Annotated in this window: 15 protein-coding genes and 1 riboswitch; of the genes, 10 read left to right on the top strand and 5 right to left on the bottom strand. The window is 63.6% G+C overall.

What is annotated here, in order from left to right; translation table 11 throughout:
* Positions 1–191 precede the first annotated feature (191 nt).
* Positions 192–677 carry a DinB family protein gene (locus AC1DJB_RS18370; RefSeq protein WP_059389858.1) on the bottom strand — a complete coding sequence of 162 codons (486 nt, stop codon included), beginning with the start codon at positions 675–677 and terminating at the stop codon, positions 192–194.
* An 82-nt stretch (positions 678–759) separates the two neighbouring features.
* Here AC1DJB_RS18370 and AC1DJB_RS18365 point away from each other — a divergent pair, with 82 nt between their 5' ends.
* The 5 genes from AC1DJB_RS18365 (at position 760) to AC1DJB_RS18345 (ending at position 5,725) form a co-directional block, all read left to right on the top strand.
* A complete protein-coding gene (locus AC1DJB_RS18365; RefSeq protein ID WP_441432958.1) occupies positions 760–1,956 on the top strand; it encodes an SLC13 family permease in 1,197 nt (398 codons plus the stop codon).
* Positions 1,957–2,064: 108 nt separating this feature from the next.
* Positions 2,065–2,658 carry a PRC-barrel domain-containing protein gene (locus AC1DJB_RS18360; protein WP_441432959.1) on the top strand — a complete coding sequence of 198 codons (594 nt, stop codon included), beginning with the start codon at positions 2,065–2,067 and terminating at the stop codon, positions 2,656–2,658.
* Between the two features lie 396 nt (positions 2,659–3,054).
* Entirely contained in the window at positions 3,055–4,803 is a 1,749-nt protein-coding gene (locus AC1DJB_RS18355; RefSeq protein WP_441432960.1) for a GMC oxidoreductase, read from the top strand.
* Complete coding sequence (locus AC1DJB_RS18350; protein ID WP_059389856.1) at positions 4,800–5,201, top strand: PAS domain-containing protein; 402 nt, start codon at positions 4,800–4,802, stop codon at positions 5,199–5,201. Before AC1DJB_RS18355 ends, AC1DJB_RS18350 begins: the two co-directional genes overlap by 4 nt.
* Positions 5,198–5,725: a cupin domain-containing protein gene (locus tag AC1DJB_RS18345; protein WP_059389855.1), complete on the top strand. Its 528-nt coding sequence runs from the start codon at positions 5,198–5,200 to the stop codon at positions 5,723–5,725. The genes AC1DJB_RS18350 and AC1DJB_RS18345 overlap by 4 nt, the downstream gene beginning before the upstream one ends.
* A gap of 275 nt (positions 5,726–6,000) precedes the next feature.
* Here AC1DJB_RS18345 and AC1DJB_RS18340 read toward each other — a convergent pair whose 3' ends face one another.
* Positions 6,001–7,032: an ornithine cyclodeaminase gene (locus AC1DJB_RS18340; protein ID WP_441432961.1), complete on the bottom strand. Its 1,032-nt coding sequence runs from the start codon at positions 7,030–7,032 to the stop codon at positions 6,001–6,003.
* Positions 7,033–7,191: 159 nt separating this feature from the next.
* The gene (locus AC1DJB_RS18335) at positions 7,192–7,623 is read right to left on the bottom strand and encodes an Lrp/AsnC family transcriptional regulator (RefSeq protein WP_476910620.1); all 432 of its coding nucleotides are present in this window, start codon (positions 7,621–7,623) and stop codon (positions 7,192–7,194) included.
* 55 nt (positions 7,624–7,678) lie between these two features.
* Between AC1DJB_RS18335 and AC1DJB_RS18330 the strand changes: the two genes are divergently transcribed.
* The 4 genes from AC1DJB_RS18330 (at position 7,679) to AC1DJB_RS18315 (ending at position 10,139) form a co-directional block, all read left to right on the top strand.
* The gene (locus tag AC1DJB_RS18330; protein ID WP_284991154.1) at positions 7,679–8,038 is read left to right on the top strand and encodes a hypothetical protein; all 360 of its coding nucleotides are present in this window, start codon (positions 7,679–7,681) and stop codon (positions 8,036–8,038) included.
* Positions 8,039–8,142: 104 nt separating this feature from the next.
* Positions 8,143–8,255, top strand: a riboswitch (SAM riboswitch).
* Between the two features lie 10 nt (positions 8,256–8,265).
* Positions 8,266–8,523 carry a DUF1737 domain-containing protein gene (locus tag AC1DJB_RS18325; protein WP_028267606.1) on the top strand — a complete coding sequence of 86 codons (258 nt, stop codon included), beginning with the start codon at positions 8,266–8,268 and terminating at the stop codon, positions 8,521–8,523.
* Positions 8,520–8,930, top strand: coding sequence for a rhodanese-like domain-containing protein (locus tag AC1DJB_RS18320; RefSeq protein ID WP_059389851.1), 411 nt, complete (start codon positions 8,520–8,522; stop codon positions 8,928–8,930). Before AC1DJB_RS18325 ends, AC1DJB_RS18320 begins: the two co-directional genes overlap by 4 nt.
* Entirely contained in the window at positions 8,931–10,139 is a 1,209-nt protein-coding gene (locus tag AC1DJB_RS18315) for an O-succinylhomoserine sulfhydrylase (RefSeq protein WP_441437931.1), read from the top strand.
* On the opposite strand, the gene AC1DJB_RS18310 is transcribed toward AC1DJB_RS18315, so the two are convergent.
* Entirely contained in the window at positions 10,136–11,404 is a 1,269-nt protein-coding gene (locus tag AC1DJB_RS18310) for a glutamate--cysteine ligase 2 (protein ID WP_284991153.1), read from the bottom strand. The genes AC1DJB_RS18315 and AC1DJB_RS18310 overlap by 4 nt on opposite strands.
* Positions 11,405–11,627: 223 nt before the next feature.
* Here AC1DJB_RS18310 and AC1DJB_RS18305 point away from each other — a divergent pair, with 223 nt between their 5' ends.
* Positions 11,628–12,452: an endonuclease domain-containing protein gene (locus tag AC1DJB_RS18305; protein WP_441432964.1), complete on the top strand. Its 825-nt coding sequence runs from the start codon at positions 11,628–11,630 to the stop codon at positions 12,450–12,452.
* Between the two features lie 150 nt (positions 12,453–12,602).
* Here AC1DJB_RS18305 and AC1DJB_RS18300 read toward each other — a convergent pair whose 3' ends face one another.
* On the bottom strand, positions 12,603–14,126 hold the full coding sequence (locus AC1DJB_RS18300) for a UDP-N-acetylglucosamine 1-carboxyvinyltransferase (protein ID WP_059389848.1): 1,524 nt from the start codon (positions 14,124–14,126) through the stop codon (positions 12,603–12,605).
* Positions 14,127–14,159 lie beyond the last annotated feature (33 nt).

Below are 14,159 nucleotides of genomic sequence, written 5' to 3'. Positions count from 1 at the left end.
ATTCCGCCGGGCCACAGGCCCCGCAGCGCCGCCCCCGGCACCAGGGATACCCCTCATGCCAGGCCGGCGCTGCGCGGCCGCCCGGCGACAATGGCCCGGTCCGGACGGGCAGGGAACGAACGCCCTCACTTCATATCGTCTAACTAGCAGTAGATGTCGTTTAGAGCGCCCTAAACGACATCTGTTGCGAGTCACTTGGGTGCGGTGATTTGTTCCCGCAGGATGTCCGCGTGACCGCAGTGTTGCGCAAGCTCGCGCAGCATGTGGAGGTACACCCAGCGCAGCGGGAGCGGGCCGCGTCGGTTGCCGTTGAGCATGTCGTCGAGCCCCAAGGACGATGACGCCCGGCGCGATGCTTCGCATGCCTCGCGGTGTGCCTGCTGGATTGAAGCGATGGTGTCGCCGTCGTCGAGGATAAAAGATTCATCCGGCGTCGCAGGGATGCCGATCTCCGCGCGCGAACGGCACGTGATGGCTTCGTCGAACCAGACCTTCTCCACGAAGGTCGCATGTTTTACGAGGCCCAGCAGGGTGGTCCGGGACGGCACCAATGACCGCCGGACCTGTTCCTCCGTCAACCCGTTCAAGCAGTCATTGAGCGCGCGCCGGTGCTCATCGATGAATGCCTCGAATTGGATGCGAATTGGCTGGTTGAGGTTGTCTTCGGCAAGCGTCACGGTTGCACCTCTGTTTTCCGTCAAGCAGGGATTCACTCAGTATCGATGTGATCCGAGCTTAGCCGGGGAATAGACTCCGTTCATGCGTCTGGCGATCATTGGAGCGGTCCTCCTTGCGGCCGGAGCCGTGGCGATCGCCACCGGCGCCCTGCCTTTCACCGATCTAGTGGCACTCGTGGATCGGGTGGCGCCGATTCTGCTGTTTGTCGTCGCGATGACGGTTGTTACTGAGCTGTGCAGTGAGGCTGGAGTGTTCCTTTGGACTGCCCGCCGGCTCCGCTATTGGGGCCGCGGATACAGCATTCTTTTGTGGCTGTTACTGGCGGCATTCGCGACGCTGAGTACCGTCTTCCTCTCTTTGGACACGACGGCGGTGCTGCTGACCCCCGTGGTGGTCAGCGTGACGCGGCAAGCCGGACTGCCGGCCCTGCCCTTCGCGCTGACGACGGTGTGGCTGGCCAACACGGCAAGCCTGCTGCTGCCCATTTCCAACCTGACCAACCTTCTGGCCCAGCACAGCCTTGGCGGTATTACTCCGGGCGGGTTTGCCGGCCTGATGTGGGCCCCTTCGCTTGCCGCCGTCGTCGTACCCCTGCTGTTCATCGCCGTCGTCTTCCAGCGGGATCTGCGCAACCGCTATTCACGGATCCCGGTCGGACGGATCAGGCCGGATCAGCCGGCCGGGGCTGATTCCAGGCCTGCAGCGGACCGGGTCCTGCTCGCGTGCAGCGCCGTGGTGCTGGCGCTGCTGCTACCCGCGCTGGTGTCCGGGGTCCCGGTCTGGATCCCGGCCCTGGCCGGTGCAGTGGTTCTTGGTGTGGTGTTCGCGTTACGGCGCCCGCGGGTTCTCAAGGTGTCGCTGATTCCATGGTCCTTGTTGCTGTTCGCTTCCGGCCTCTTTCTGGTGATGGAAGCAGCCAGGCATCTGGGGGCTCCCGTGTTGCTGAGTCAGCTGGCCGGACAAGGCCAGGGCTTTATGGATCTGGTTCGGCTTGCCGCGACGGGCGCCGCCGGTTCCAATGTCCTCAACAATTTGCCTGCGTACCTGCTGGCAGAACCGCTGGCCGGGTCGCCTGTGCGGATGGCGGCCTTGCTGATCGGAGTCAATGCGGGCCCGATCATCACACCGTGGGCCTCCTTGGCCACCCTTTTGTGGCACGATCGGCTCATGCGCATGAATGTGCTGATTACGTGGAAGGGCTATGCGATCTTCGGCCTGATTGTTGCGCCTCTGACGGTGTTCGCAGCGGTGGCAGTGCTGGCAATCGCTGGCCAGTGAGTGCGTTCGGCAGAGACGGACCCTGTCGCCGGGCGCGAAGATTCAGGACAGAATGTAGAACAGCTTGGCCGGTACCGCCGGAACCCCGATACGAGAAGGATCTGCATCATGCTCAGCCTGCAGGACATCGACAACATCGTCCTCAACGGAGGGATTGTGGTAGACGCCGCCGGGGAGAAAATCGGTTCAGTGGAACAGGTCTTCACAAGCGGTGATTCCGGGGATCCTGTGTTTGTCACCGTGCGGACCGGCTTGTTCGGCATGTCCGAGTCCTTCGCCCCGCTTTCCGGAGCCAGCATTGAGAATTCAGTGATCAGGGTGGCCTTTGCCAAGGACAAAGTGAAGAACGGCCCGCGCATCGAGAGCGACCGCGGCGTGATCACGGAGACGCAGGAACAGGAACTCTACAGCTATTACCGGCTCGCGGCGGAGGAATCCAACGATGCCGCCACGGGAACCGATCCCGAGAGAGCCGGGACGGTGCCCGAAGCCTCGGCTGGGGAGACCGAGCCCGACGGCGGTCCGCCTCACCCAGCCCCGCACGGTGGCCCGCATCCGCCGCACGGTGGCCCGCCACACCCAGCCCCGCATCCGCCGCACCTGCACAAACATGTACCCCGGCCTCCGCATCCCGGCCCGCCCCCGCCGCATCGGACACCCGGGCCACTTGGGCCCCCACCGGAACCGGAAGACCTTCAATAGCCGCGGCTTGCCGGCGGATTTCAGCCGCCGACCGTGGATCCTGGGCGATGACAAGGTGGACATCTGAGGCGCCAACGCAGGCTGCGGTGACGGTGTACGAGCCCGACTCCGCCACCCGTGCGCTCTTTCCAACCCCGCTAACGGCGCCGCCTACGGTGCCGGAATCCTCCAGGATCACCGCGCCGGAGGCTGCCCCGAGATTCCCCCATGCCCCACCATGGATCCGAGTGTAGCGGGCCGGGCAATTTAGCTTCGCGAACTCTATTGTGCCGCCATGGCGGCAGTAGTTAACTAGTCCCGTGAACTCTGCTGGGGAAGGGTGATCTGCCTCTAGGCCCAGTGGGCACCTGGTTTCACGGTGCCGTGGAATCAGCAAAGTTGATGGAGGGCATCGTTATGAGTGCAGTTTCTTCGTCCCAGAATTTCAATCACGGGTTTCCCACGCCCGGACCCCAGGATCCCTCGCCCCAGAAAGTCATGGATCACGTTTTCTTCCTCTCCGAGGGGGAATGGAAAAAAGTCCGCGAAGAGGAACAATTCGACCACATCGTCATCGGCAGTGGGTTCTGCGCCTACGCTTTCGCCGAGCGGACACTGACAGTCAATCCGCACGCACGGATCCTGATCATTGAACGGGGTCCGTTTTTCTTGCCGCAGCACTTCCAGAACCTGCCGCTGCCCTACAAGGAGACCCTGGGAGGCCTCTCGGAGACCTTCCCGTGGACCTTGGCAGCTGCCACCGCCACCCAGCCGCCGGGCAAGATTTCGTGGCAGCACGGCATGGTTCCTTTCTACGGCGGACGAAGCATCATGTGGAGCGCGTGGTGCCCCCGCCCCGAGGAAGATGAAATGCGGGGCTGGCCGCGGGCAGTGATGGACGCCGCCAAGTCGCACTTCACGTCCGCGGAAGACCTCCTGAACGTGGTTTCGGCGGACCAGATCGACGCCGGCCGGTCGGCCGACGTCGTCGATCTCATCAACGACACCCGGCCGGTCTACGGAATCATGCAGAAAGCCCTGCAGGAACGGCTTGAGGCAGGCCTGCACAAGATCGATTCCGCCACCCGCAGCATGCCCGCACCGCTCGCTGCGGCGACTGGCGCGACGTCGGGCGTGGACTTCGCGAAGTTCTCGACGCCGGCAGTCCTCCTTGAACTGACGGACAAGCAAGCAGCCCTCGAGGCCCAAGGCAAGGGCGCGGCTCTTCGCATGGTCACGGACTGCACCGTGTTGAGCGTGCTCCAGCAGGACGGACGGGCCACCGCGTTGAACACCAACCGCGGCGTAGTGAACGTCGGCAACGCCAACCTGGTCCTGGCCATGGGCACGCTTCCACCGGCAACGCTGGTCCTCAATTCCTTCCCGCAGGTGCAGGGGGCCGGCGGGCATTTCAGCGCCCACTTCATCACCTCGGTGGTGGCCAGGGTTCCCCGCGAGGATTTTGATTTCAGCGGACAACTCGGCGAGCTGGAACTGGCGGCCATCTATTTGGCGGGCAAGAGCCCGGCCGGCATGCAGTACCACGTCCAGCTTTCGGTCCTCTCGGACCGTTGCCCGGACAAGAACGCCCAGAAGTCCGAACGCTACGCCCCCGACGTCGTCGCCACGGCTTCGCTCGCGCAGCTGCGGTCCTCGGAGGACTACCTGGTGTTCGTCTGCGCCGTCCTCGGCGAACTGGACGAAAGCAACCCGGAGAACCACTTGCGGCTTTCCGGCGGAGCGGACCCCACCTGCAACGTCACCTTGCAGGTGTTGGCCAACGCCACCGACGACGACACCTGGGACACCATGGACGAGGGAACCTTCCAGATGCTGGAGCGGGTCCTCTCCCCGGCCGGCGCGGAGCGGGTCGAATACTGGCGCGGAGATCCCGACGACGGAACCTGGGGTGCCGAGCGTCCCGCCATCCCGGAGCGCCGCGTTCCGGGATTGGTCCACGAAAGCTCGAGCCTGCCGATCGGCGAAGAGGAGGACGCCGTCGTCGGAATCGACTACCGACTCAACGGCGTGCAGAACGTCTTTGTCACGGGCGGCAGCCTCTGGCCCACCGGCGGTTCGTGGAACCCGACCATGACAATGGTCGCCTTGGCGCAAGACCTCGCCGAAAGACTCGAGGCCGACGGCGGAGCGGCGGCAGCGCCATGACTGTCGCCCCGGCGCTGGACCCGGCGCTCCTTCCCACGGTTCCGCCTATGAGTGTCGCCGATGTGCTGGACCGGCAGGACGGCGTGTACTGGGTGGTGAAGGACGCGAATTCGGTCTTCCTGTGGGTCAACCAGAACTTCGCGGACCTGGTGGGCATGGATAAGTCGGAGCTGATCGGGCACCAGGACTCGCGCGCGGAACACGTCGCGCACGACAAGGAAGTAATGGCGAGCGGAAAGCCGTTGCTCAACTTCCACGAGACCATCGCCGTCCCCAGCAAGGACGGCGGCATGGTGAATGTGGACATCGTGACCCAAAAGGGGTTGCTGCGGGCCCCGGGCAGCAAGGACATCATCGGCATCACCGTCTGCTTCTCGCTGAAGGACCCGGTCACATGAGTGGATTCGCAGAGGACTGGATCAAACGGTTGGACATGTCCCCTGCTAGCGTGGGCGGCTGGTTCGCGCCCGCGCTCGTGAGCAACGAGGACATCGCCGGATCGGCGCTGCCTCCGCGTTTCGGCGTCGACCATCCGCTCTACAGTTCCAACTGGTACCTGCTGGAGGCGGGTGAGGTCCTCCAGTTGCACGCCCTCAAGCAGGACGAATTGTGGTTCTTCCACGTGGGGACACCGATCAGGCTGCACGTCTTCTCCCGGGAGCTCGGACTTCAGGACTTTGGCTATACCGAAGCCTTGTTGGGGCCGGATCCGGAAGCAGGCGAGATGTTGCAAGGAGTTGCCCCGAATTCCACCTGGTTCGGTGCCGAGTTGGCCGGGCCGGGGTTCGCCTTGGTGAGCTGCAGCCTCGCACCGGGATACGAGAGATCGGACTCCGCGAAACCAACGGCACGGGACATCGAGTCGCTCGTCATGAGGTTCCCCGGGCATGCCGAGCTGATCCTGCGCCTGGCGGTGGTGTAGCCGGGGCCGGCGGGATGGGCTGGGCAGGCGGGATGCCCGGATAAAACGTCTGGTGCGCCGGTTCTGGGGCCGGCGCACCAGGCTTCTCCCACCCAACTGACTAGCAGTAGTTGTCGTTTAGAGGCTCCAAAACGACAACAAATGCGTGGGCCCACGCCGCCCGGGTTCCCTGGCCGTGGGGCCCCGCCGGCGAGGGTCCCTGCCTGAGCTCGCGAAGGCTGGGAGCCGACGGGGACTTGCGAGGCGAGGGTGGCGGTGGGGACCAGTTGGGCATCTCAGGAGCCGATCGGCGACAGTTCCCGCACCAGGCCGAAGAGGTCCTTGGGGTCATCGGGATTAGCGACGAGGTCAATCTCCTCGAAGAACTCCGAACCCTCGACGGCATCGCGGAGATAACGCAAGGCGGAAAAGTCCTCGATCGCGAAGCCCACGGAATCGAATATCGTGATTTGGTCCCTGGAGGTCCGGCCCGGAGCGTGCCCGGCCAGGACCTGCCAGAATTCGGTGACGGGAAAATCGGCGGACATTTGCTGGATCTCGCCTTCAATCCGCGTCTGGGGATCGTACTCCACAAAGACGTCACCGAGGCCGAGGATGGCAGCGTCGAGTTCAGTCTTCCCTGGGCAGTCGCCTCCGATCGCGTTGATGTGGACTCCGGGCGAAACCTGGTCTGCCGTCAGGATGGTGGCGTTGGCCTTGTCCGCCGTGCACGTGGTGACGACGTCGGCTCCCTCCACTGCATGGGCCGCTGAGCCTGCGATGGTGATCTCGAAGCCGAGGGGAGCCATGTTCCGGACGAACTTCTCCATCGCTGCCGGGTCCGTGTCCCAGATCCTCACACTGTTTATACCCAGGGCCGCCCGGAAGGCCAGCGCCTGAAACTCCGATTGGGTTCCGGTTCCGATCATCGCCATGATCCGGGCATCGGGGCGCGCGAGCTTCTTAGCTACCATGCCGGACGTGGCCGCCGTCCGCAACGCTGTCAGCACTGTCATCTCCGCAAGGAACGTCGGGTAGCCGTTGTGGACGTCGGACAGGACACCGAAAGCTGTCACGGTCTGGAAGCCGCGCGCGGGATTCGAGGGGTGTCCGTTTACATACTTGAAGCCGTAGGTTTCCTGGTCGCTGGTGGGCATCAGCTCGATGACGCCAAATGGCGTGTGGCTTGCCACTCGCGGAGTCTTGTCAAAAGATTCCCACCGCTGGAAGTCGTCTTCCAGGTACTGCATCATCTCCGAGATGATGGTCTCCGGGCCCCGTCCGGCCGTCCAACGAACCATATTGCGGACATCGACAAAGCGCGTCATATGCGCTCCTTTCCCTCATAAGCACTGTTGCTACGAGGCTACGGAGCGGCGATATGCATCCACAATTGCCAAAGTATGTACTTTTCATTGAAAACATGCACAAAATGATGACTGCTTATGCACACAATGATCAACGGCAGGCGCCCGTCATAAAAGCGACTATCGCAGGACGGAACTGAGCAGCAGGCTCGTCTCGCTATTGACGATCCCCTCGATCCCGCGGATCCTGCCCAACACCTGGTCAAAGTCGCTGAGGCTTTCCGTGCGCAACTCGGCCACGAGATCCCAACCGCCGTTCGTGGTGTGTAGCGCCCAAATCTCGGAAAGTCCGCGGAGTTGGCGAATGACCTTGTCCGCCGACCTTCCCTCCACGGCAATGAGCGCAATGGCCCGGATCGCAAGTGGATCCACCTCGTCGCGCACCCTCGCGGTGAAGCCAACGATGGTCCCCGAGGAGACAAGACGCTCAAGCCGGCTATTCACGGTGGCCCGAGCAACGCCCAGCTTGCGCGCAAGGCTCGCCACGGAGGCCCTGCCGTCCTCCCGGAGAGCGGAGAGGAGCTGGCGGTCAAGGTCGGTGAGTGCTGCCATAAAGATAAACGTATCGCCCATTCCCCAAGCGGGCCTGAGTCCGTAGGGTATCGACATGAGCATCTACATCAGCCCCGACTCTGCTGCATGGTCCCTGACGGCCATGGCGACTGGTGCGTCAGCGGGATCAATCGATGATGCAAATGGCATGTCCAACTTGGTGAAAGAAATCTACGAGACAGAAGGTTTCGAAGCCCTGTCGGGTGTGGTTTTTGCCTTGGCTCATCACAACAGCCTCTCGCTGCATGCACTCGCCACGGCCACCGGGATATCCGTCCACGAACTGCTGGAAATCCGGAAGCATCAAGGTTCCACTTTTCATCACTCCCCTACGGCAGTAGCGTCGCGGTTCGACGCCATTCCACCCCGGATCCAGGCGAGCCTGGAACCGCTGCCCAATGAAACCGAGTCCTAGGACGCTGGCACCCCAGCCCTCGCCAGCCTGGCTGCCGTCCGGTTACGGAACATGACGACGGCCGGTGATGCAGGCCGCCGTCGTGGATGTTATTTTTCTTCTTGAGTAATGAGCACCAGCGTGAAGCCCTGACTTGCTGGTCGGCAACCCTCTCTCCGGCGGGGTGCCTCAGGTGACTACTCGGCGTATCGACACTTTCGAACTGCAAGCGTGACTGAGGAGCACCAATGCCTGAACCCACCGAAGAAAAACTCTCGTACCGTCTCATCACGGGCCCTGACACCAAGGAATTCTGCGAGCGGATCTCCACCGCTCTCGCGGAGGGATACGTGTTGCACGGCAGCCCGGCCGCGACCTTCAACGGCACGGACGTAATCGTGGCACAGGCCATCGTCCTGCCCGCGGCAATCGCGAGCGCGGATGCCGCCGTTGCCAATGCGGTGGATCAGCTTGATGAAGAGTTCGACGGCGAGGGCCACGCATGAGCTACGCAGGCGACCTCAGCCCGCACGACGCCTGGGCCAAGCTTGAGCAGGGCGCCATCCTGGTGGACGTCCGCACCGAAGGCGAGTGGGCACACATCGGCATCCCGGACACCAAAGCCACCGAGAACGATCCCCTGTTTATCCAGTGGAACCTGGCCGGAGGCATCCCCAACACCCGTTTCATCGAAGAGTTGACGCAGCAGGCCCCGGAGGCGGACGGCACCGAACTGGTTTTCCTCTGCCGCTCCGGACAGCGCTCCATCGCCGCCGCGATTGCCGCCACCCAGGCCGGCTACACCTCCTACAACGTCCTCGAGGGCTTTGAGGGCGAGCCGGACCGCTACGGCGAGCGAACCGTGAACGGCTGGAAAAACCGTGGACTTCCGACGAACCTGGGGAACATCTAAGTGACTTTCAACCCTGACGCCGCCAGCTGGAGCCCTGACACCCAGGCCGTCCGCGGCGGTCTTGACCGTACCAACTTCCAGGAAACGTCCGAGGCCGTCTTCCTGAACTCCGGCTTCGTCTACGAGTCCGCCGCAGCCGCCGAGCGAGCATTTACGGGCGAGGACGAACGCTTCGTCTACTCCCGTTACGGCAACCCCTCCGTAGCTACCTTCCAGGAGCGCCTCCGCCTGCTCGAAGGCACCGAAGCGTGCTTCGCGACGGCGTCGGGCATGTCCGCTGTCTTCACCGCCCTCGGTGCGTTGCTTGCTGCCGGTGACCGAGTAGTTGCCGCCCGCTCGCTCTTCGGCTCCTGTTTCGTCATCCTCAATGAGATCCTGCCGCGCTGGGGCGTCGAGACCGTCTTCGTCGACGGGCCTGACTTGGACCAGTGGCGTGCCGCTCTGTCCGAGCCGACAACGGCAGTGTTCTTCGAGTCGCCGTCGAACCCCATGCAGGAAATCGTGGACATCGCCGCGGTGAGCGAGCTGGCCCACGCGGCCGGCGCCACGGTGGTCGTCGACAACGTCTTCGCCACTCCCCTCCTGCAGCGCTGCGGCGATCTCGGAGCAGACGTGATTGTCTACTCGGGCACCAAGCACATCGACGGCCAGGGCCGGGTCCTCGGCGGAGCGATCCTGGGCACCAAGGAGTTCATCGACGGTCCCGTCAAGCAGCTCATGCGGCACACCGGTCCGTCGCTTTCCGCGTTCAACGCCTGGGTCCTGACCAAGGGCCTGGAGACGATGGCGCTGCGTGTCAACCACTCCTCGGCGTCTGCGATGCGGATCGCCGAGTGGCTCGAGGAACAGCCGGCCATCAGCTGGGTCAAGTACCCGCTGCTGAAGTCGCACCCGCAGTTCGAGCTCGCCGCAAAGCAAATGAAGGCCGGCGGAACTGTGCTCACCTTCGAGCTGCTCCCCTCCGCGGGGCGATCGGCGAAGGAGGCCGCTTTCGCGCTGCTGGACGGGCTCGCCGTCATCGACATCTCGAACAACCTCGGCGACTCCAAGTCCCTCATCACCCATCCCGCCACCACCACGCACCGTGCCATGGGTCCGGAAGGCCGCGCGGCAATTGGCCTGAGCGACGGCGTCGTGCGGCTTTCGGTGGGGCTGGAGGATGTGGACGATCTCATCGGGGACCTCGAGCGGGCCCTCAAGCAGGTCTAGCCGGGCGCTTCGCGCCAGTCCTGGCGCACCCAGGTGAGGACGGGTTGGGGCTTGGTGTCGCTCTCGTCCCTCTCTGAGCGCATCGTGATCTGGACGGCGTGCTCGACGACGGCGGCCAGCCCGGCGGCGTCGGGCGCGCTCCCGTTGCTCTCGCTCCAGCGCCCGGCAACACCACGCTGTTCGATAGCGCCGTTGCCACGGCTCAAGATGGCTGCCACGCCGGTTTGGACCAAGTCGAATTCACCCTGTTCGGCGAGCACGGGTTCCAAGTATTCCACCAACGACCAGACGACGTCGGCGGCGGGTTCCGGGCGAAAGGTTCCGAAGTCCAGCAGTTCGGTACGCAGTCCGAAGTTGCTTGCTTGCCAGGACGCCATCCGCAAAAGCGCAGTGGGCACGGCAGCGGGCTCTATTCCGGCATGGTATTCACGAACAGAAGTCTCAACCAGTGCCCTGACGAGCACCGCGATGAGCGCCGCATCCTCGGCCCGGAGGCAGACATCGGCCACCCGGACCTCCACCGTGGGAACGTGCCGGGACAGCCTGGCGTCGAAGTAGACCATCCCCTCGTCCAGCAGCACTCCCGTTTCGATGAGCCTCCGGACAACCCGCCGGTAAGCAGCCAGGGACCCGAAGATGGCTGACGGCCCCGACGAAGGCCAGCGGTTCCACGCCTGCGTCCGATAGCTCTCAAAACCCGTGGCCAGGCCACGCCAGTAGGGAGAATTGGCGCTCATCGCCGTGAAGACCGCGAGCTTGTCCCGGATGCGGTCCAAGACCATCACGCCTTCCTCGGGGGACTCGATCGATGTGTGCACGTGGAATCCGCACGTGAGCTGTTCGTGCGCCGTGATACCGAACCGTTCGAGCATGATGGCGTACCGGGGATCCGGAGTGGTGTGCAACGCGGCATCCACGGGCGATGTGGCCAACGCGGCGATCCGAGCGCCGTGGCGCCGAGCGGCATGACTGGCGAGGCCGCGCCCCCTGCGGATCTGGTGCAGGAGCTCGGCGTAGCTGCGGCATGGGCGGGTCTGGGTTTCGATCTGCTCAAGTTTGAGCTCGTGGCTTAGGCCGGTATCGGGACCGTCGATCTCCTCGAGGGTGGGTCCGGGTTCGGTGCCATCCTGGGCGGCGTGGGCAGCGTCATCGTGGGCGGCGCCGTCGTGGGCGGGGGCCGAGAGGAGCGCGTCGGCAAGCGCGAGCGGCTCGCCGGTCACGGGATCGACGATCAGCAACTCCTCTTCCACACCAAAAGTGCGCACGGATCAATTGTGCGCCATGGCAGCCTTGCGGAGACAGACCGGGATTTTGCGGGCCGCCCGAGGGATTCTGCTGGATCACTCCGACAGGACCGGGGGACAGCCTCTATTTTCCGGGCATTAGCGATAAGCCACCCCCGGGTGATCCAGCAGAATGTCCGCCAACTCATCCACATACGGCACATTCCCTGGGGCGTCAGCCGCAATTCCATGGATAGCTGGATCCATGGATGCTTTGGAATTCCTTGCCACGGTGGGTGGGGTCGCGCGCGTGGGCCTACTGCGCGCCAGCGGCTATACGCCCTCAGCCATCCGCAAGTTGGCTTCCGCCGGGGCACACCAACCGCGAAAAGGCGTGTGGGCCCTCCCGTTAGCGGATCAGGAATACCTCACGGCGATCCTCAATAACGGGCATGTCACCTGCGCGAGCGCAGCTTTACGCTACGGCCTGTGGATCAAGGACAAGCCCATGCGCGTGCACCTGGCTACGCGGCACTGCCGGGGCCGGGGCTTCGTCCGGCATGGCGGCCTACGCCTATCTCGGGAGAATGCCGTCCCCTTGGCATCCGTCGAGGACACTGTGATTCACGCATTGGTCTGCTTGCCAGAGGTCGATGCCATTTCGATTGCGCAGTCTGCCATGCAGCAGTTCGGCATCCCGCGGGCCCTGCTCGAAAGCGAGATCTCCGCCAACTACTACGGAAACGCCAGGAGGCTTCTCGCCAAGGCAGACGGCCTGTCCGAATCCGTACCGGAGATCAGCGCCCGTCTGCTGTTCGAATCAGAAGGCCTGACATTCCGTCGCCAAGTCAAAATCCGCGGCGTGGGACGTGTGGACTTTCTCATTGGACGGTGGCTCATCGTTGGAGTCAACGGCTACGCCTTCCACAGCTCGCGGGAGGCTTGGAGGAAAGATATGGCACGCCTGAACGCTGCACAGGCACGTGGCTTTGACCTCCTGAGCTTCGCCCCCGAGCAGATTTGGAACAACCCGGAGCAGGTGATGGACGAAATCCGTGCCGTCCTCGCCCTGCACGACGAACAGAGGTGATCGCAACGACGGATTTTGCCGGATCATCGCCAGGGCGCAGAAGGCAAACCCATTGTTTTCGGGGGTGAGCGAACGCTGACTCCGGATGATGCAGCAGAATGTCCTGCTGGTCAGTCCGAATCGTGCAGATTCCGACGTTCTCCGTCCACGTCAGTCCTGGAAGTACTCGATCTTGGCGCCGATGGTGTTGAGTCGCTCGGCCAGGTCCTCGTATCCGCGCTCAATCACGTAGATGTTGCGCAACTCGGACGTGCCGCGGGCCGCCAGCATGGCCAACAACAGGCAAGCTGCGGGTCGGAGTGCCGGGGGGCATCCGACTTCCGCGCCACGCCACTTGGTGGGGCCATTGACGTAGATGCGGTGCGGATCGAGCAGTTGAACCTGGGCGCCGAGTTTGTTGAGTTCGGTCAGGTAGATGGCCCGGTTTTCGTAGACCCAGTCGTGGATCATGGTCTGGCCTTCGGCGTTGCCGGCGATGACCGCGAAGAACGGCAAGTTGTCGATGTTTAGACCCGGGAACGGCATCGGATGGATCTTGTCCTCCGGAGCGCGCAACCGTGATGGCTTGGTGGTGACATCCACCAAGCGCGTCCGTCCGTTGCGCGCAAAGTACTCGCCGGAGATGTCGAGCTGTTGGCCCATCTGCTCGAGCGTGGCAAGTTCAATCTCCATGAACTCGATGGGGACCCTGCAGATGGTGACTTCCGAGTTGGTCACGATGCCCGCGGTGATCAAGCTCATGGCTTCAATCGGGTCTTCGGACGGGAAGTACTCAATGTCGACGTCGATCGCCGGGCGCCCAGTGATCTTCAGGGTGGTTGTCCCGATGCCGTCGATGACCACGCCGAGCCCCTGCAGGTAGAAGCAAAGGTCCTGCACCATGTAATTGGGGCTGGCATTGCGGATCACCGTGGTACCGCTGCGGTGTGCGGCGGCCATGATGGCGTTCTCCGTTACGGTGTCACCGCGCTCCGTGAGCACGAAGGTGCGGTGCTCGCCGTCGGCCGGCGGCGCCTGCACGGAATAGAAGCCCGACTTGGCCTCCACCGAGAGTCCGAACTGCCGCAACGCCTGCATGTGCGGTTCCACGGTCCGGGTCCCGAGATCGCAACCGCCGGCGTAGGGCAGCTGGTACGAGGCAGCCTCATCGAGGAGCGGGCCGAGCAGCATGATGACGCTGCGGGTGCGGCGTGCGGCTTCCACGTCCATGGAGGCGAGGTCCAGCGTTTCCGGGCGGCGGATGCGCAGATCGTTGCCGTTCAGCCAGGTGCATTCGACGCCGATGGAGGTCAATACCTCGACAATCCGGTTGACTTCTTCGATCCGGGCGAGCCGTCGCAAGGTGGTGGTGCCGCGGTTGATGAGGCTCGCGCAAAGCAGTGCGACGCCGGCATTCTTACTGCTGTTGACGTCCACCGAGCCGGAGAGCGTACGTCCGCCCTCCACGCGCAGGTGGGTCATCTGCCTTTTGCCGACCTTGACGATGGTTCGCCCGAAGATCGACTCGAGGCGCTCGATCATGCGGAGGCTAAGGTTCTGCTTGCCTTGTTCCATGCGGGCAATGGCGCTTTGGCTGGTGCCCAGTTCCGAGGCGAGCTGTCCCTGTGTCCAGCCCTTTTCGCCGCGGGCGTCGCGAAGGAGGAGACCTACATGTTCGGCAGTCGGTTGCGTCATGATCAATAAATATCACAGATGGTCTAAGAATTG

This window comes from Arthrobacter sp. 01T428, from assembly GCF_056398685.1.
The sequence above is the reverse complement of the archived record's forward strand: the minus strand, read 5'-3'. Positions and strand labels throughout refer to the sequence as shown.